General features: G+C 60.2%; 15 protein-coding genes. 10 read left to right on the top strand and 5 right to left on the bottom strand.

Annotated features, from left to right (window positions below; translation table 11 throughout):
• Positions 1-156 precede the first annotated feature (156 nt).
• The 3 genes from OXR61_RS07950 (at position 157) to uxuA (ending at position 5,309) form a co-directional block, all read left to right on the top strand.
• Positions 157-3,408: a transporter substrate-binding domain-containing protein gene (locus tag OXR61_RS07950; protein WP_021507617.1), complete on the top strand. Its 3,252-nt coding sequence runs from the start codon at positions 157-159 to the stop codon at positions 3,406-3,408.
• Positions 3,408-4,112 carry a response regulator transcription factor gene (locus OXR61_RS07945; RefSeq protein ID WP_021507618.1) on the top strand — a complete coding sequence of 235 codons (705 nt, stop codon included), beginning with the start codon at positions 3,408-3,410 and terminating at the stop codon, positions 4,110-4,112. Before OXR61_RS07950 ends, OXR61_RS07945 begins: the two co-directional genes overlap by 1 nt.
• A 132-nt stretch (positions 4,113-4,244) precedes the next feature.
• Positions 4,245-5,309, top strand: coding sequence for a mannonate dehydratase (gene uxuA / locus OXR61_RS07940; RefSeq protein WP_031279714.1), 1,065 nt, complete (start codon positions 4,245-4,247; stop codon positions 5,307-5,309).
• Between the two features lie 18 nt (positions 5,310-5,327).
• On the opposite strand, the gene OXR61_RS07935 is transcribed toward uxuA, so the two are convergent.
• The 4 genes from OXR61_RS07935 to OXR61_RS07920 form a co-directional block, all read right to left on the bottom strand.
• Positions 5,328-6,884, bottom strand: a complete 1,557-nt coding sequence (locus OXR61_RS07935) for a DHA2 family efflux MFS transporter permease subunit (protein WP_021507620.1) — start codon at positions 6,882-6,884, stop codon at positions 5,328-5,330.
• Positions 6,881-7,921 carry an HlyD family secretion protein gene (locus OXR61_RS07930; RefSeq protein WP_021507621.1) on the bottom strand — a complete coding sequence of 347 codons (1,041 nt, stop codon included), beginning with the start codon at positions 7,919-7,921 and terminating at the stop codon, positions 6,881-6,883. The genes OXR61_RS07935 and OXR61_RS07930 overlap by 4 nt, the downstream gene beginning before the upstream one ends.
• On the bottom strand, positions 7,918-8,463 hold the full coding sequence (locus OXR61_RS07925) for a helix-turn-helix domain-containing protein (RefSeq protein ID WP_031279715.1): 546 nt from the start codon (positions 8,461-8,463) through the stop codon (positions 7,918-7,920). Before OXR61_RS07925 ends, OXR61_RS07930 begins: the two co-directional genes overlap by 4 nt.
• Positions 8,464-8,581: 118 nt before the next feature.
• Entirely contained in the window at positions 8,582-9,490 is a 909-nt protein-coding gene (locus OXR61_RS07920) for a LysR family transcriptional regulator (protein WP_031279716.1), read from the bottom strand.
• A 130-nt stretch (positions 9,491-9,620) separates the two neighbouring features.
• Here OXR61_RS07920 and OXR61_RS07915 point away from each other — a divergent pair, with 130 nt between their 5' ends.
• Positions 9,621-10,931, top strand: a complete 1,311-nt coding sequence (locus tag OXR61_RS07915; RefSeq protein WP_021507624.1) for an MFS transporter — start codon at positions 9,621-9,623, stop codon at positions 10,929-10,931.
• Positions 10,932-10,947: 16 nt separating this feature from the next.
• Positions 10,948-12,036, top strand: coding sequence for a tartrate dehydrogenase (locus OXR61_RS07910; RefSeq protein ID WP_021507625.1), 1,089 nt, complete (start codon positions 10,948-10,950; stop codon positions 12,034-12,036).
• Positions 12,037-12,052: 16 nt separating this feature from the next.
• On the opposite strand, the gene OXR61_RS07905 is transcribed toward OXR61_RS07910, so the two are convergent.
• A complete protein-coding gene (locus OXR61_RS07905) occupies positions 12,053-12,997 on the bottom strand; it encodes a MurR/RpiR family transcriptional regulator (protein ID WP_021507626.1) in 945 nt (314 codons plus the stop codon).
• A gap of 288 nt (positions 12,998-13,285) precedes the next feature.
• On the opposite strand from OXR61_RS07905, the gene OXR61_RS07900 reads away from it, so the two are divergent.
• The 5 genes from OXR61_RS07900 to OXR61_RS07880 all read left to right on the top strand — a co-directional run bounded on the left by OXR61_RS07900 (position 13,286) and on the right by OXR61_RS07880 (position 17,552).
• Positions 13,286-13,594, top strand: a complete 309-nt coding sequence (locus tag OXR61_RS07900) for a PTS sugar transporter subunit IIB (protein WP_031279718.1) — start codon at positions 13,286-13,288, stop codon at positions 13,592-13,594.
• 59 nt (positions 13,595-13,653) lie between these two features.
• Positions 13,654-13,998: a PTS lactose/cellobiose transporter subunit IIA gene (locus tag OXR61_RS07895; RefSeq protein WP_230201125.1), complete on the top strand. Its 345-nt coding sequence runs from the start codon at positions 13,654-13,656 to the stop codon at positions 13,996-13,998.
• Positions 13,991-15,298, top strand: a complete 1,308-nt coding sequence (locus OXR61_RS07890) for a 6-phospho-beta-glucosidase (RefSeq protein WP_021507629.1) — start codon at positions 13,991-13,993, stop codon at positions 15,296-15,298. The genes OXR61_RS07895 and OXR61_RS07890 overlap by 8 nt, the downstream gene beginning before the upstream one ends.
• 124 nt (positions 15,299-15,422) lie before the next feature.
• Complete coding sequence (gene celB, locus OXR61_RS07885) at positions 15,423-16,778, top strand: PTS cellobiose transporter subunit IIC (protein ID WP_021507630.1); 1,356 nt, start codon at positions 15,423-15,425, stop codon at positions 16,776-16,778.
• A gap of 162 nt (positions 16,779-16,940) precedes the next feature.
• Positions 16,941-17,552: a glutathione S-transferase gene (locus OXR61_RS07880; RefSeq protein WP_021507631.1), complete on the top strand. Its 612-nt coding sequence runs from the start codon at positions 16,941-16,943 to the stop codon at positions 17,550-17,552.
• Positions 17,553-17,559: the final 7 nt, after the last annotated feature.

The following is a 17,559-nucleotide window of genomic DNA, read 5'->3' as shown; positions in this document are numbered from 1 at the left end:
ATTTTCCCTCCTGTTTTTAAGAAATTTCTTAAGCGCGATTTAAGTCCACTTGTATTAAGTCGCTGTTGAAGGATGCCTGACGCGCAACGTGCTGTCAGAGAAGAAGCGCCGTCATGGTGGCGGCGCGCGCAACCGGTCCAGCGAGTGAAACCATCCGTGAGTAAACGCATCCTCAGCCTCCTTCTGTTACTGGGCTTTTGTCTGTCTGCCTGGGGTGCAACCACGTTAAATTTCTCGCCGCGCTATGGTCTGGTAGCACCGGAAGTCACGCTGTCGCCGCAGAGCCAGCAGTGGCTGAAACAGCACTCTGTACTGCGCGTCGGCGTGTGGAACAACCCGCTGCCGCCCTATTCCGTGTCGTTTGAAGCCAATACCTACGAAGGACTCTCGGCCGATTATCTGGCCATCGTGGCAAAGGCGTTGAATCTGCCGGTGAAAATCAAGGTATATAAAACCCGGCTGGAGCTGGTGGATGCGCTCAACGACGGTGAAGTCGATCTGATTCCTTACTACACGCTGGCCGCCAATCAGGATACGCAGCTGGCGCTGAGCCTGCCGTATTCACTGGCGCGCAGCGTATTAATCAGCAAACGTAACGCGACCTTCGACAGTGAGCTGAAAAATAGCCGCTATCGCCTGCTCTATTACGGTGATGCAGAACTCAAAGCGCTGCTGCACAAGCGCTATCCGCGCGCCACGCTGGCGCCGGCCGCGCCGCCGCTGTGGGCCTACACCGACACCGCGTTTAGCGAAAACACCCTGTTCTGGAGCAACAGCGCCACTCAGCGCTTTCTTTCGCATCGCGGCCTGCAGAATGTGATTGAAGCGCACAGCACGCCGTACACCAACGATGTCGACGCGCGCTTTGCCAGCAACAGTGCCAATCTGCCTCTGATCGCAGCCATCGATGAAATCCTGAAAAACATTCCGCTGCGCAACGCGGTACAGATCGCGGAAGCCTGGAGCCTGGATTATCAGTCGGTGGTGAAAAATTATCCCCTCGATCTGAGCGAACAAGAGGCCGCGTGGCTGGCAGAGCACCGCGAGATCACCGTTAATTACGATCCTTCGCATACGCCGTTTACCTTTACTGATAACCGCCAGCGCGTGGTCGGCCTGAGCATGGACCTGCTGAAAATGATTTCCCAGCGCACCGGCATTCGCTTTCGCTACAATCCGATTCAGGGGTTGAGCAACATGCGCGATACGCTCAACCGCCAGCGCGATGCGATTATCGCCGTCAGCGACGCCACCGCGCAGCAGGACGACAAAATCCGCTACACCCGCTCTTACATCTACTCGTCGTGGGTAGTGGTGACGCGCAAAGACAGCCCGTGGAAAAGCTTTGATGAGATGGCGGGCAAGCGCATCGGCATCTATGAGCGCGCCTATTATCGCTACGATTTACGCGAACGCTGGCCGGGCATCAACTTTGTCGAAAACGGCGTGTCGATTGATTCACTCGGTCAGCTGCTGGATAAGCAGCTGGATGGCTTTATCGTGCCATACGAGTCGTCGCTGTTTCTGCTCAACAATCACTTCAGTGACAGCTTCAAAGTGGCTTTTGTCGCGCCGCTGCCGATGTTCCGTATGGCGATGGCGGTCAATGGGCAGGATCAGGTGCTGCTGTCGATCCTTAACAAAGCGCTGTCCGATATTCCGCAGCCGACCATGCAGTCGCTGATGGAGCGCTGGATCAAATACACGCCGCCCGCTACCAGCACCTCGTGGCAAAGCTATCGCAGCTATATATTGCGCATCGTCGCCGTAGCCGGGCTGGCCCTGCTGTTTTTCCTGTGGCGTAACCATCTGCTGAAAGCCTCACTGGCGAAACAGCGCGAGCACGAGCGTGAAATCAGCGAGCAGCTGGCGCATATCGAAGCGCTGATGGCCGACCTGCGCAAAGCCAACGAAGTCGCGGTGCGCGCCAGCGAAGCGAAAAGCACCTTCCTGTCGCACATGAGTCATGAAATTCGCACGCCGCTGGCGGCGCTGATTGGCCTGCTGGAAATCGAGCATCTCGGCCAGAGTAATGAACAGCAGCGGCAGAAAAACATTGATGTCGCCTGGGAGTCGTCGCGTTCGCTGCTGTCGCTGGTGGGCGATATTCTCGACCTGGCAAAAATCGAATCCGGGCATTTTAGCGTGCAGCTGCAGCCGATGTCGCTCAGCGAAGTGGTGCATGACTGCGAAGCGCTGTTCCGCCAGGTGGCGCTGAATAAAGGCCTTGAGCTGAATATTGTGCTGGAGCTGACGCAGGATCAGGTGCTGTTTGACCCGGTAGCGCTAAAGCAAATCCTCTCCAATCTGGTGAGCAACGCCATCAAGTTTACCTCGCACGGCGCAGTGGAAGTGGCGCTGTATCAGGCAGAGAGCACGCGGCCGGAGTATGTGCTGGAGGTGAGCGACAGCGGAGTTGGCCTGACGGCAGAGCAGCAGCAGGCGATCTTCGAGCCGTTCATTCAGGTCGATCAGGGCAGCAACCGCGCCAGCGGCACCGGGTTAGGCCTGAATATCTGTCGCCGGCTGGCGGTGATGCTTGGCACCGAGCTGCACGTCGAGAGTGAACCGGGTGACGGCAGCGTGTTTATGCTGCGCTTCCGCGCGGAAGCGGCGCGTATTGAACATGAGCAGCCCGCCCTGCCACAGGCGGTGGAGCCAGCAAAACAGGCTGCACTGCGCATTCTGATTGTCGATGACAACGCCACTAACCGTCTGCTGCTGGCCCAGCAGCTGCGCTACGCCGGGCACCATGTGCTGGTGGCGGACGGCGGTGCAGCGGCACTGGCGCTGTGGCGCGAAAATCAGCCGGACCGCGTGATTACCGACTGCAACATGCCGGAGATGGACGGCTTCGAATTCACCCGCCAGCTGCGCGCCGAAGAGAAGCGCCTGGTGCGACGCGCGGTGCCGGTTTACGGCCTGACGGCGATGGCGGAGGAGCGCGTGGCGCAGCTGGCGCAGGACGCCGGCATGAACGGTTGTCTGTTTAAACCGCTGGAGCGCGCGCAGCTGCTGCAGGTGATCACCGGCGCACCGATGAACCCGACGCGCGACGATACCCTGCTGACACTGGAGAATCTGGCGGCAAACAACCCGCAGGCGTGGCGCGACCTGGTGACCACCGCGCGCCAGCAGAACAGTTACGATCTCGCCCAGCTGACGCAGGCGGTGGCTGCGAACAATTTTGCTTCGGCGCGTCACGCCGCGCATCAGCTACTCGGCAGTGCCCGGATGCTGCGCGCCGACGCGCTGCAACATCGCTGCCGCGCCGCCGAACAGGCGGCGGAGCATGAAGATGGTGCGCTATTACAACAGCTGCTGCCGGAGGTCGCCGGGGCGGTGGCCGAGCTGGACGCGCTGTTCCTGCGTGCCCTGGAAACGCCCATTCCTGAAGAGGTAATTTAATGAAAGAGAGCGCAATCTGGCAGATTGCCGTGCTGGACGATCATCCGCTGATCGGTAAAGCCATGCAGTACCGTTTAGCGCAGGAATCGCAGCTCGATCTGGCCGGGGCCTTTGCCCAGCGCCAGCAGCTGATGACCTTCCTGCAGCGCCACCCGATCGACATCCTGGTACTGGATTACATGCTGGGTGAAGACCAGCTCGACGGGCTGCAAATGGTGAAGCAGCTGCGCCTGCACTATCCGCAGCTGAAGATTCTGGTGTCGTCCGCAGTGGAGAAACCGGCGATTGTTCAGCTGTTGCTGAAAGCCGGCGTGCAGGGATTTGTCGGCAAAAGCCACGATCAGGAAGTGCTGATCGATGCCATTCATCAGATCTGTCGCGGCAAGCGTTTCCTGACGCCGGACATGATGCTGGAGCTGGATAAATTCCAGGAGAGCGACCGTGAAATGCACGACTACCTGACGCCGCGCCAGGCGGGCGACGACATCACTCTGTTGTTGCGCGAGCTGAGTCCGCGCGAAATCGAGGTGATTCGCTGCTATCTGGATGGGTTGAGCATTACGCAGATCGCCGGTAAATACGCGCGCAGCCGCAAAACCATCAGCGGTCAGAAGCAAACCGCGCTGCGCAAACTGGGGCTGCGTTCGGACCTGGAACTGTTCAAGTACAAGCAGTACTTCAACCAGCTGGTGACGGCGCAGTAACCCGCCGCAGCGCGGATAAACCCGGTTCTGTGACGCGGATCAAGACTTAGTCGCTGCGTAATGCTGCCTCTGTGAATTCTAGTATGGTAGTTTAACACTTATCATACAGACACGATGACGGTGGATGACATAATGCAACTGACAATGCGGTGGTTTGGTCCGAAGGAAGACAAGGTTTCGCTGGAATATATTCGCCAGGTGCCGGGCGTACGCGGCGTGGTGGGCGCGCTGTACGATGTGCCGGTGGGCGAAACCTGGCCGCAGGAGAAGATCCAGGCGCTGGTCGATCAGGTACATGCGGCCGGACTGACGGTTGAAGTGATTGAAAGCGTCAATATTCATGACGACATCAAGATCGGCCTGCCGAGTCGCGATCGCTACATCGCCAATTATCAGCAAAGCATCCGCAACCTGGCGGCCGCCGGGGTAAAAGTGATCTGCTACAACTTCATGCCGGTGTTTGACTGGATGAAGACGGATATGAATTATGTGCTGCCGGATGGCTCCATCACCATGGCCTTCGAGAAGCAGGGCATTGATAAAAGCCTTGACGAAGTGGTGAAAGAGGTGCTGGGCAGTGCTAACGGCTTCGCGCTGCCGGGCTGGGAGCCGGAACGGCTGGCAAAAGTTCAGGAGCTGTTTGCCAAATATCAGGACGTAGATGACGCGAAGCTGCGCGAAAACCTCGCGTATTTCCTCAAAGCGGTGATCCCGGTGTGTGAAGAGGTGGGCGTGAAGATGGCGATCCACCCGGACGATCCGCCGTATTCGATCTTCGGTCTGCCGCGCGTGGTGAAGAACCGCGACGATCTCGACTGGATCTGTAACGTCGTCGATTCTGAAGCCAACGGCATCACGCTGTGCACCGGATCGATTGCCGAGGATCCGCAGAACGATGTCTATGCCATTCTGGCCGAATTCTCGCGCCGCAAGCGCATCCCGTTTGCCCACGTGCGCAACATCAAGATCATCCGCGATAAAGATTTCTACGAGTGCGCGCATCCGACGGAATATGGCTCGCTGGATATGTATAAAGTGCTGCAGTCGATGTATGACAACGGCTTTGACGGCTATATCCGTTCGGATCACGGCCGCTTTATCTGGGGTGAAACCGGACGGCCCGGCTACGGTTTGTACGACCGCGCGCTGGGCACCACCTATCTGCTGGGCCTGTGGGAAGCGCTGAGTAAACGTTAATGGGCTGCGATCTGGCGCTCACCCTTGCGGCTTTTTCAGTAACGGCACCAGCAGCGCCGCGACGAAAAAGCCTGTCATGATCAGCCAGAACGCGTCGGAAAAGGCCTGGGTGCGCGCTTCACGCAGCGTCAGCGCCGCCAGCGACTGCAGCGCGGCCGTATGCGCAGCATCCGGGCTCAGGCCGCTGGCCATCAGCGCCTGAGCGCGCCCCTGCAGAAAATCACCCAGCGTCAGGCTGGCGCTGGTGAGGTGATCCGCCAGCCGGCTAAAGTGCAGGTTGGTGCGGTCGTTGAGCACCGTACCGCACAGGGCAATGCCAATCGCGCCGCCAAGGTTGCGCATCAGATTAAACAGGCCAGACGCGAGCTTCAGGCGTGCCGGTGGCAAACTGCCCAGCGTCAGCGTCACCGTCGGTGCCACGGCAAACTGCTGCGCCATACCGCGAAATGCCTGCGGAAACAGCAGCTCCTTCGCCCCCCAGTCATGGATAATCGGCACGAAGAAATGCATCGACAGCGCAAAACAGATCAGCCCCGCCGCCAGCAAAATACGCAGATCGACGCGGTTCGCCAGCCAGGCATACAGCGGGATCGACAGAATCTGAAACACCCCGGTGGAGAAGATCGCCAGTCCAGTCTCCAGTGCGCTGAAGCCGCGCACCTGGCTGAGAAACAGTGGCGTAAGGTAAATGGTGGCGAAGATCCCTACGCCCGCCATAAACGAGAAGTAGCAGCCGAGGCTAAAGTCGCGGTCCTTGAGCGCGCGTAAATCGACGATCGGTTTGGCATGCCGCAGCGTGCGGATCACAAACAACACGCCCGCCGCCAGCGCAATCCAGCCGGTGGTGGCAATGGTGTCATCATCAAACCAGCCCCAGCGCGGCCCCTCTTCCAGCGTATATTCCAGACAGCCGAGCGACAGCGCCAGCAGCACGATGCTGAGATAATCCGCGCCGCGCAGCAGTTCGCGGTTGGGCGCGTCGATGTTCACCAGCAGCGGAACCGCAATGGTGATGTAAATACCGGGAATGATGTTGATAAAAAACAGCCAGTGCCAGCTGAAGTTATCGGTGATCCAGCCGCCAACGGTCGGGCCAAGCGTCGGCGCCAGCGACGCCAGCGCGCCGACGGTCGCGGCAGCAATCACCCGCTGCCGGCCCTGGAAAAAGGCGAAGGCGGTGGTGAACACCAGCGGGATCATTGAGCCGCCCGCCAGCCCCTGCAGCGCACGGAACGCGATCATGCTCTGAATGTTCCACGCCCAGCCGCACAGCAGGCTCATCAGCGTAAAGCCACAGGCCGAGGCGGCGAACAGCCAGCGTGTAGACAGCACGCTGGCCAGCCAGCCGGAGAGCGGAATAATGATGATTTCGGCGATCAGGTAGCTGGTCTGCACCCACACGGTTTCATCATCGCCCGCCGACAGGCCACCGCCAATGTCGCGCAGCGAAGCTGAGACAATCTGGATATCCAGCAGCGCGATAAACATGCCGATGCACAGGGTGGCAAAGGCGAAGACTTTCCGGCTGACCGGCATCTGCGCGGGCGCGATCGGCGCGGCGGCCACGCGGCTCATCGCGCGCTGCGCTCATCGACGGTAACAGTCACCGACAGTCCCGGACGCAACAGCCCGAGCGTGGCCGCATCGCCGTCCAGCGCAATGCGCACCGGCACGCGCTGGACAATTTTGGTGAAGTTACCGGTGGCGTTTTCCGCCGGCAGAATGCTGAAGCGCGAACCGGTCGCAGGCGACAGGCTGGCGACATGCCCGCTGAAGGTGCGGCCTGGCAGCACGTCCGCGACAATTGTTGCCGTCTGGCCTGGCCGCATGTGCGCCAGCTGGCTCTCTTTGAAGTTGGCGTCAATCCACAGCCCCTGCGCCGGCACCAGCGACAGCAGCTGCGTGCCGCTGCTGATATACGAACCAGCCCAGGCGCGGCGATTGCCAATTACGCCATCAAACGGCGCGCGGATAGCGGTGTATTCCAGATTGAGCTGTGCCAGTGCCAGGTCGGCCTGCGCCTGTGCCAGCGCGGCGTGCGTCTGCTGCTCGCGCGCATCCAGCACCTGCAGCTGACGTTCGGCGACCGCGCGATCGGCACGGGTTTTACCTTCCTGCGCCAGCGCCTGATGGTAATCGGCCTGCGCATGATCGCGAATCTGCTGCGACACCGCAGCGCTGCTCACCAGCGCGTCATAGCGGCGCTGGTCGGCGGTGGTTTTCTGCGTCACCGCCTGCGCCGCCAGCAGCGCAGCACGCGCGCCGTCGATGGTGGCCAGCTGGAGCTGGCGCGTGGCGGCGATATCCTGCAGCGCCGCCTGCTGCGCGGCGACTTCGCCCGCCGCACGGTCAACCGCCGCCCGATAGTCGCGGTTATCCAGCTGCACCAGCAGGTCGCCCTTTTTAACCGCCGCATTATCCTGCACCGCAAGCGTCTGGACATAGCCGGACACTTTGGCCGAAATCGCACTGATATCCGCGCCGACGTAGGCATCATCGGTCGAAGGCATAAAGCGCGCGCTGTGCCACCAGTAATAGCCATAGCCGGCCAGCGCCACGCCGCCGCAGGCCAGCATCAGCAGCAGTGCCGCTTTTTTCCGCGTCAGGCTCATGGTTCGTTCCCGGCCACCGTCTGCGGGGCGAATTTTTGCGCCGTATCGCCTGCGCGCTTTCTCGCCAGATACTGCTGGCGATAGTGCATCATCGGGCTGGCCGCCGGGCCTGGCACCATCTGGTATTTGTCACTGGAGAGCGGCTGGCCGGTGGCGCTGTCGACCATTTGCGGCGTCACCGGGCGCTGAGTGGCGCTTTCAACCAGCTGCATCTGCCGCCCTTCCGGTGAGAAGTGGGTGCTACCCCACTCGGCCAGCGCCAGTATTACCGTACGAAAATCGCGGCCCGCCGCAGTGAGCTGGTACTCGTAGCGTGCCGGAGTGTCGCTGTAACACACCTTTTCCAGCAATCCGTCCTCCACCAGTTCTTTCAGCCGGCGCGACAGAATATTGGGCGCCACGCCGCTGCTTTTCTGAAACTCATCAAAGCGGGTAAAGCCGGCCAGCGCATCGCGCATAATCAGCATGCTCCAGCCGTCGCCGATGCGTCCAAGACTGCGTGCGATAGGGCACGGCATATTACACAGAGGTTGGTTTTTCATGGGCCAGTTCCCGATGTGAAGTCGATGCGGGATACTGTGGCAGGGTAGCTTTCATTTTGCAAGTCACTTGAAGAATGAAAGTAACAAACAGATAGTCAGCGTGCGTTCCGGCGCAGCCTCACAGCCTGTCGATCAATTCCTGCCGGTGGTCATGCAGCAGACGCAGCATTTCACGCAACAGCGGATCTTCGTTGCCCTTCTGCCACGCAATACTCAGCGGCAAGCCTTTGATCTGCTCAGGTAACGTCAGCGCGATATAGCGCACGCTGTCGCTGTTCATGGTGCGATAAGAGGCTGGCACCACCGCCAGACCGAGGCCGGCGGACACCAGGCTGAGAATGGTTTGCTTCTCTTCGGCATATTGCGCGATATGCGGCGTCAGGCCAGCCTGCTTAAACAGGCTGATGGTGAGATCGTGGCTGTGCGGCCGGGTGCGGCGGTCCGGAATAATCATGGCTTCATGCTGAAAATCTGCCACCGTCACCTGCGCTTTATCCGCCAGCGGATGCGTCAGCGGCACTGCCAGCACGCAACTTTCGCGGGTAATAAAACGCAGCGCCAGTGACGCATCCATGCGCTGCGGCGCGCGGATAATAATCATATCCAGCCAGCCGGATTTTAATTTGGGAATCAGGTTAAGGGTTTTATCTTCGATAATATGGATATCGCTCAGCGGATGACGCGGCACAAATAAATTCAGCAGTGCCGGAACTAAACCGCGCGCGGCGCTATCGATAGCGCCAATGCGTAATGTCCGGCGTTCATCTTTTAATCCGCCTTTAAAACGCAGCGCCAGCGCATCAAACTGATCGATCAGTTTTCCCGCTTCGTCAAAAAACAGGGCTCCCTCAGCGGTTAATGAAACATTGCGCGTTGAGCGGTTTAACAGGCGCACGCCGAGATCCTCCTCCAGCAGGCGAATAAAGCGGGAAAGTGATGCAGGCATCATTTCCATACTTTGTGCCGCCCGGCCGAAATGCAGTTCTTTACCCACCGCGACAAAACAACGCAATTGATTTATATCCACATTTCCCTCACCGCACGATTATTCAAATAGTTTATATAATCCACGCCTGATGATCGCGCAATACAAACCTGCATACTGCATTCGACAACCAGAAAATAATACTACCCTACACAATCTGGAGCACTTTAATATGAACTCTCACCTCGAAAAAAGGGTGATGCGTAAAGTGACGTTGCGCATTGTGCCCTTCATCATGCTGCTCTATTTCATCGCGTTTCTCGATCGCGTCAATATTGGTTTTGCCGCGTTAACCATGAATCAGGATTTAGGTTTCTCGCCCACGGTATTTGGTTTTGGCGCCGGGATTTTTTTCCTCGGCTATTTTCTGTTTGAAGTCCCGTCGAATTTAATTTTGCACAAAGTGGGCGCACGCATCTGGATCGCCCGCGTGATGATCAGCTGGGGATTGGTCTCTGGCTGCATGGCGCTGGTGCAGGGCACCACCAGCTTCTACGTCCTGCGCTTTCTGCTCGGCGTGGCGGAAGCCGGTTTCTTCCCTGGCATCATTCTCTACCTCAGCTACTGGTTTCCGGCGGCGAAGCGCGCGCAGGTTACCGCCATCTTCATGGCCGCCGCCCCGCTCTCTACCGCGCTCGGCTCGCCGGTCTCTGCCGCGCTGCTGGAGATGCACGGTCTGCTGGGCTACGCCGGCTGGCAGTGGATGTTTGTATTAGAAGCGATTCCGGCGTTGCTGCTGGGCATCGTAGTGCTGTTTTTCCTCACCGACCGTCCGGCGCAGGCTAAATGGCTGAACGCAGAAGAGCGGCGCTGGCTGCAGGAGACCATGCAGGCTGAAGAGCAGGCACGGTCGACGCAGCACGGCCACAGCAGCGCCTGGCGCGGGCTGGCGGACAAGCGCGTACTGGCCCTGGCGCTGGTGTACTTCGGCACGTCGGCCGGGCTGTACACGCTGGGGATCTGGTCACCGCAAATCATCCGCAGCTTCGGCGCCTCCTCGCTGGAAATCGGCTTCCTCAACGCTTTCCCGGCGGTGATCGGCGTGTTCGGCATGATCCTGTGGGCACGTCACTCCGATCGTCGTGGCGAGCGCAGCTGGCACGTCATTGGCGCCTGTTTACTGGCTGCCGCCGGGCTGATTTATGCCGGTAACGTCAGCACGCTGCTGGCGGTGATTATTGCGCTGACGCTGGTCACGGTCGGCATCAGCGCTTCCAAGCCGCCGCTGTGGAGCATGCCGACGCTGTTTCTCAGCGGGCCGGCCGCAGCTGCCGGCATCGCCACCATTAATTCCATCGGCAACCTCGGCGGTTTTGTCGGCCCGATGATGATTGGCGTGATCCGCCAGCAAACCGGCAGCTACACCTGGGGACTCTATTTCGTCGCCGCGCTGCTGGCGTTGTCCGCGCTCATCGTGCTGATTCTCGCCGCGCACACGCCAAAACCGCAAAGCGCCGATCTGCCTCATCCTCATACCCATTAATTGACTGGAGAACACTATGCGTAACTACAAAATTGCCGCGATTCCGGCAGACGGTATTGGCCCGGAAGTGATTTCGGCTGGCGTTGAGGTGCTGCAGGCGCTGACGCGGCACGATGAACAGCTGACGTTTGACGTGCAGACCTTTGACTGGGGCTCGGATTACTACAAACAGCACGGTGTGATGATGCCGGAAGATGGCCTGCAGACGCTGAAGCAGTTTGATGCCATCTACTTTGGCGCGGTGGGCGCGCCGGACGTGCCGGATCACATCACGCTGTGGGGGCTGCGCCTGCCGATTTGTCAGGGCTTCGATCAGTACGCCAACGTGCGGCCTACCAAAATTCTGCCGGGCGTGACCTCGCCGCTGCGCAACCGTGGACCGGGCGATCTTGACTGGGTCATCGTGCGCGAGAACTCGGAAGGGGAATACTCCGGCAACGGCGGCCGTGCGCACCGCGGCCTGCCAGAAGAGGTGGGCACTGAAGTGGCGATTTTCACCCGCGTCGGCGTAACGCGCATCATGCGCTACGCCTTTAAACTGGCGCAGTCGCGGCCGCGCAAACTGCTGACGGTGGTGACCAAATCCAATGCCCAGCGGCACGGCATGGTGATGTGGGATGAAATTGCGGCGGAAGTGGCGCAAGAGTTTCCGGATGTGCAGTGGGACAAGATGCTGGTGGATGCCATGACGCACCGCATGACGCTCCACCCGCAATCGCTGGACACCATTGTCGCCACCAACCTGCATGCGGATATTCTTTCCGACCTCGCCGGCGCGCTGGCCGGCAGTCTCGGCGTCGCGCCGACTGCCAATATCGATCCGGAGCGGCGTTTTCCGTCGATGTTCGAACCGATTCACGGCTCGGCGTTTGATATCACCGGCAAAGGCATCGCTAACCCGATCGCCACCTTCTGGACGGCGGTGCAGATGCTGGAGCATCTGGGCGAACGCAACGCGGCCGCGCTGATAATGCAGGGCATTGAGCACGTGTGTGCGGCGGGCATTCTGACGCCGGACATCGGCGGCAGCGCCACCACAGCTGACGTGACGCGCGCGCTGGTGCAGTTTATTGAAGCCAAATCTCAGGTGGCGGTAACCGCCTGAGTCGAAAGCCGGGGTGTTACAGCGCCGCCGCCAGCCGGTCCAGCGCCAGCAGGATGCCATAGCGCCGCGCCGGTGCTGCATCCGGCAGCGGCAGCCAGTAGTTGGCCTGGCTGGCGAGATCCAGCGCCGCCGGGCACAGCGCCATCACTGGGGTCTGCTGGATGTGAGCGTGATGCACCGCGCTGAGCACGCTGCTGTTGATGGTGTCCGGCGCGAGGATCAGCAGCAGATCGTCCGGCTGCAAACGGCTGAGCGTCAGACGCAGCAGGTTGTCGTCCTGGATCCACGCCAGCGCCAGCCCGGCTTCACTCAACCGCTGCTGCACTTCCGCCACCAGCGGCGTGTGCTGGCCGGCGGCACCGATCAGCAACACGCTGCGTGCCTGACGCAGCGCCTGCGCCGCCTGCTGCCAGCGGCTGTCATCCAGCAGCTGCCACTGCTGGGTCAGCGCCTGATGCAGACTCACCAGCTGCGGCACCGCACCGTGGCTGGCGCTGGCTGGCTCGGCGCTGGCGCGTGCCAGCCGCATACGCAGATCGCGAATATCGTCGCAGCCGACCGAACGGGCAAAGCGGGTAATGGTCGCCGCACTGACTTCCGCCCGGCTGGCCAGTTGTTCAATGGTGGCCGAGGCCGCAAACGCGGCGTCACGCAGGATGGCGCGCGCCACCCGCTGCTCCTGCTGGCTGAGCGAAGCCTGCCGCTGACGAATCACCGTCATAAACGCACTTTCCTGCTGGCCGGCCTGGCGCACCTGGTGCAGAAAATCATCCAGATCGCGGTAGCCCGCCGAGGCAGCAAAGCGCTGGAGTACAGCCGGGCTGACACCCGCCTGCGTCGCCAGACTCTCCATAGTGGCCTGCGCGCTGGCGTGCAGGTTATCCAGAATAAATCGCGCCAGCTTTGATTCCTGCGCATCAAAACGCGCCGACTGCTGCTGCAGTTGCCAGACAATATCCATTAGCTCATCACATCCTCAGTAACGAACTCTCATGATGCATGAAAATATTTTTCATGGTGAGATTTTTTTCAGCTGAGCGCACTGAATTTTCCTGGAATTAAAGCACTCGCAACAGAAAATCATCGTGCCGATCACACCAATGAAAATTATTTTCATGGCAGTTTAATGATTAAGCTATTGATAAATAATACTTTAAATAATTTTCATCACAAAATCATCTGGCCGCAGGGTATTTACAGTGCGACTGCGACAGGTCTTAAATGCCGGAGTCAATTCACAGGAGGATAAATTATGCGCATTGTTCTTTGCTGTGCCGCCGGCATGTCTACCAGCATGCTGGTGAATAAAATGCAGCACGCCGCACAAGCGCGCGGGCTGGCGATCAACATTCAGGCCGTCCCGGTGGCCGATTTCGAACGTATCCTGCCGGACGCAGACGTGGTGCTGCTCGGCCCGCAGGTGCAGTTTGAAGCTGCCCGCCTCACCGCCATCGCAGCCCCGCAGGGCAAGGCGGTCGCCGTTATCGACATGATGGATTACGGCATGATGCGCGGCGAACAGGTGCTGGATAAAGCGCTGGCGCTGCGCGCTTCCTGATTCTTCGTTTCCCCCAATCTGACTGATAACACACGGCGTTGCGCTGTGGGAGATTCTGCATGCCTGAAGATGACGTAATGGTGGTTCCGGAAGAGGAGATCATGCTGCTGCTGGTGCAGGCCGGTGCTGCGCGCAGCGCCGCCCTCAGCGCCCTGCGGCTGGCGCGCGCCGGCCAGTTTGATGCGGCACAGCAGCAGCTGGCGGCGGCGCGGGAAAACGTAAGCAGCGCGCACCAGCAGCAGACGGCGCTGATTAGCCTGGACGAAGGCAGCGGCCGGCTGCCGGTTACCCTGATTCTGGTTCATGCCCAGGATCACCTGATGAACGCCATGCTGATTCAGGATTTAGCGGGCGAAATCATTGAACTCTATCGCCGTACTACGGCAGGAGAAAACGATGCTTAAGATAGCAATCATTGGCGGCGGCAGCAGCTATTCGCCGGAGCTGGTGGAGGGAATCATTAACCGTTATGCGCAGCTGCCGGTAACCGAACTGGCGCTGGTGGATGTGGCGGCAGGACGCGAAAAGGTGCAGATCATCGCCGATCTCACGCGCCGCATGCTGCAAAAAAACGGGCTGGAGCAGGTTAAGGTCAGCGTGCACTTTGCGCTGGATGAGGCGATTCGCGGCGCGCGCTTTGTGCTGACGCAGCTACGCGTCGGCCAGCTGGCGGCACGCGCCGCCGATGAGCGGCTGGGCCTGAAGTATGGCCGTCTCGGCCAGGAAACCACCGGCGTCGGCGGCTTCGCCAAAGCGCTGCGCACCATTCCGGTGATGCTGGAGATTGCGCGCAAAGTGGAACAGCTGGCACCGGACGCCTTCATCATCAACTTCACCAATCCGGCGGGCATCGTTACCGAAGCCGTGGCGCGCTACAGCAACGCGAAGATCATCGGCCTGTGTAACGTGCCGGTGAATATGCACCATATGATCGCCGGCATGTTACAGGCGCCGTTTGACGAGGTGGCGCTGCGCTTCGCCGGGCTGAACCATCTGGTGTGGGTGCATCAGGTGCTGTGCCGCGGCGAGGACGTGACCGCCGGGGTGATCGAACAGCTGTGCGAAGGCCAGGCGCTGACCATGAATAACATCAAAGAGATGCCGTGGTCGCCGGCGTTTCTGCGCGCGCTGCAGGCGATTCCCTGCCCTTATCACCGCTACTACTGGCAAACACCGCAGATGCTGGCCGAAGAGCAGGAAAAAGCGCAGCACGGCCAGGCCGGAACGCGCGCCGAACAGGTGATGAAAGTGGAAGCCGAGCTGTTCGCGCTGTATGCCGATCCGCAGCTGGCGCACAAGCCGGAGCAGCTGAGTTTTCGCGGCGGCGCATATTACTCCGAAGTGGCCGTTGAGCTCATCAGCGCCATCCATAACAATAGCGGGCAAAATCTGGTGGTGAACTGCCAGAACCGTGGGGCGATTCACGGTCTGCCGGACGACGCGGTGGTGGAAGTGAACTGTGTGGTCGATGCGCAGGGCGCGCACCCGCTGGTGTTTGGCGCGCTGCCACCGCTGATGCACGGGCTGACGCAGCAGATCAAAGCCTTCGAGCGATTAACCATCGACGCGGCGGTGCACGGCGATCGCGGTGCCGCGCTGCTGGCGCTGGTCGGCAACCCGCTGGTCGGCGATGTCGCCAGCGCCGAAGCGCTGCTGGACGAAGTGCTGACGCTGAATCAACCGTGGCTGCCGCAGTTTGCGTAATATCCCTGTCGCAAACCGCCCCCTGGCCGTCGCGGCGCGCTTCATCGCGCAATAAATTGCGCCGCGCCGAAATGACACGCATTGACCTGTTAATTTGTTGCGCCATTGTGCCCAAGGAGGCCCTATGTCCAACCGTAATATCATCGAACGTTATGTGCTGCCCGCCGCGCTCAAGGTGGCCGGGCAGAAGCATGTGCTGTCCGTGCGGGACGGCATCATTCTCAACATGCCGTTCATGCTGATCGGCAGCTTTTTTCTGATCTTCGCCTACCTGCCGATCCCGGCGTGGGGCCATCTGATGGCCGACCTGTTCGGCGACAGCTGGCGCAATAAACTGCTCTATCCGGTGCGTGCCACCTACGACATCATGGCGCTGATCTCCAGCTTCGGCATCGCTTACCGGCTGGCGGAGAAATACCGCACGCTCGACCCGCTAACCAGCGGCGCGATGGCGCTGGTAGCGTTTGTGATGACCATTCCGCAGCAGACGCTGTTCGCCCCGGTTGAAGGCGCGCCCGCGCAGCTGGTCACCGGCGTGCTGCCGATTTCACTGATCGGCAGTCAGGGCCTGTTCGTGGCGATTGTGATTGCGCTGCTCTCCACCGAAATCTACCGCTTTGTGCACAGCCGTAACCTGGTGATCAAGATGCCGGAGGGCGTGCCGCCGGCGGTGGCGAAATCGTTCCTCGCGCTGGTTCCCGGCTTCTGCGTGCTGGCCGTGGTGCTGCTGCTGCGCCTGGCCGTTGAAGCCTCACCGTTCCACGACATCAACAATCTGATTGCCACGGTGATTGGACTGCCGATGCACCACGTCGGCGGCACGCTGCCGGGGATGATTTTCTCAGTGCTGTTGATTGGCATTCTGTGGACGCTCGGCCTGCACGGCGATGCCATCGTGCTGGTGTTCATTCAGCCGGTATGGCTGTCGAACATGAGTGAAAACCTCGAAGCCTTTCAGCATAACCAGCCGATTCCGCACATCTTTACCCAGCAGTTTTATGATTTATGGATTGCGCCCGGCGGCACCGGCGCGCTGCTTGGACTGGTGATCTTTATGCTGATCCGCGCACGCAGCCGTCAGATGAAACAGCTGGGGAAAATCGCCGCGCCGGCAGCGCTGTTCAACATCAGCGAGCCACTGGTGTTCGGCATTCCGCTGGTGATGAACCCGTACCTGTTTCTGCCGTTTATCCTGACGCCGGTGCTGCTGGTGATTGTTTCGTGGGCGGCAATGAGCAGCGGTCTGGTGGCGCCGCCGGCCGGCATCGCCCTGCCCTTCACTACGCCGATCTTCGTCAGCGGCTATCTCGCCACCGGCGGCCATATTTCCGGCACGGTGTTGCAGGTGGTCAACCTGACGATTTCGCTGGTGGTCTACTATCCGTTTTTCCGCGTGTGGGATCGCCTGAAACTGCGCGAAGAGCAGCAGAACGAACAGCAGGCGCAGGCCGCCAGCGGCAGTGCCGTCGTGCCTTCCTGAACCACTCCCTCTGCCGGGTGCGCCCTGCTGCGCACCCGGCCGCATCCTTCCACTTTTTGCAATAATGACTTCGCAGATCTGGCTATTCTGCCAGCAATACGGCTGTGCGAACCTTAGGCCACGGCTCGGGATCACCCCGGCCACTACCTGAGGAATCGCATGATGAAACTGTACAATTTAGCGCTCTCCGGCCACGCCCACCGCGCACTGCTGGCGCTGTCACTGCTCGGCATAGCGCATGAAACGGTCGAAGTCGACCTGCCTGGCGGCGAACATAAAACCCCGGCGTTTCTCGCCATCAACCCATTCGGTCAGGTGCCGGTGCTGGAAGACGAAGGCGTTTATATCGCGGATTCCAATGCCATTCTGGTGTACCTGGCGAAGAAATTTAACCGCAGCGACTGGCTGCCGGAAGATGCGCTGGGCGCCGCCCAGGTGCAGCGCTGGCTGTCGGTAGCGGCCGGTGAACTGGCTTACGGTCCGGCGGCGGCGCGCCTGATTACCGTGTTTGGTGCCAGATTTAATGCTGAAGAGGTGCTGGCGCGCGCGCATCTTATTCTTTCCCGGCTGGAAAGCCATCTCAGCCAGCGTGAGTGGCTGGTGGGCGACCATCCCACCATTGCTGACATCGCTTTATATAGCTACCTGGCCGGTGCCCCGGAAGGCAACGTCGAGATGTCCGGTTACCCTGCGGTGAATCAGCTGCTGCGCCGGATTGAAGCGCTGCCCGGCTTTGTGCCTTTTCCGCAGACCGCCGCCGGCCTGCGCGCCTGACAGGAGC

The organism is Pantoea sp. GM_Pan_4 (assembly GCF_026541005.1).
GTDB classification, from domain to species: Bacteria; Pseudomonadota; Gammaproteobacteria; order Enterobacterales; family Enterobacteriaceae; genus Pantoea; species Pantoea dispersa.
The sequence above is the reverse complement of the archived record's forward strand: the minus strand, read 5'-3'. Positions and strand labels throughout refer to the sequence as shown.

What these genes read in the sequence shown, in the direction of transcription:
- OXR61_RS07945 (WP_021507618.1), top strand. Translation starts at nt 3,408, where the DNA reads ATGAAAGAGAGCGCAATCTGGCAGATTGCCGTGCTGGACGATCATCCG.
- uxuA (WP_031279714.1), top strand. Translation starts at nt 4,245, where the DNA reads ATGCAACTGACAATGCGGTGGTTTGGTCCGAAGGAAGACAAGGTTTCG.
- OXR61_RS07935 (WP_021507620.1), bottom strand. Translation starts at nt 6,884, where the DNA reads ATGAGCCGCGTGGCCGCCGCGCCGATCGCGCCCGCGCAGATGCCGGTC.
- OXR61_RS07930 (WP_021507621.1), bottom strand. Translation starts at nt 7,921, where the DNA reads ATGAGCCTGACGCGGAAAAAAGCGGCACTGCTGCTGATGCTGGCCTGC.
- OXR61_RS07925 (WP_031279715.1), bottom strand. Translation starts at nt 8,463, where the DNA reads ATGAAAAACCAACCTCTGTGTAATATGCCGTGCCCTATCGCACGCAGT.
- OXR61_RS07915 (WP_021507624.1), top strand. Translation starts at nt 9,621, where the DNA reads ATGAACTCTCACCTCGAAAAAAGGGTGATGCGTAAAGTGACGTTGCGC.
- OXR61_RS07910 (WP_021507625.1), top strand. Translation starts at nt 10,948, where the DNA reads ATGCGTAACTACAAAATTGCCGCGATTCCGGCAGACGGTATTGGCCCG.
- OXR61_RS07905 (WP_021507626.1), bottom strand. Translation starts at nt 12,997, where the DNA reads ATGGATATTGTCTGGCAACTGCAGCAGCAGTCGGCGCGTTTTGATGCG.
- OXR61_RS07895 (WP_230201125.1), top strand. Translation starts at nt 13,654, where the DNA reads ATGCCTGAAGATGACGTAATGGTGGTTCCGGAAGAGGAGATCATGCTG.
- OXR61_RS07890 (WP_021507629.1), top strand. Translation starts at nt 13,991, where the DNA reads ATGCTTAAGATAGCAATCATTGGCGGCGGCAGCAGCTATTCGCCGGAG.
- celB (WP_021507630.1), top strand. Translation starts at nt 15,423, where the DNA reads ATGTCCAACCGTAATATCATCGAACGTTATGTGCTGCCCGCCGCGCTC.
- OXR61_RS07880 (WP_021507631.1), top strand. Translation starts at nt 16,941, where the DNA reads ATGAAACTGTACAATTTAGCGCTCTCCGGCCACGCCCACCGCGCACTG.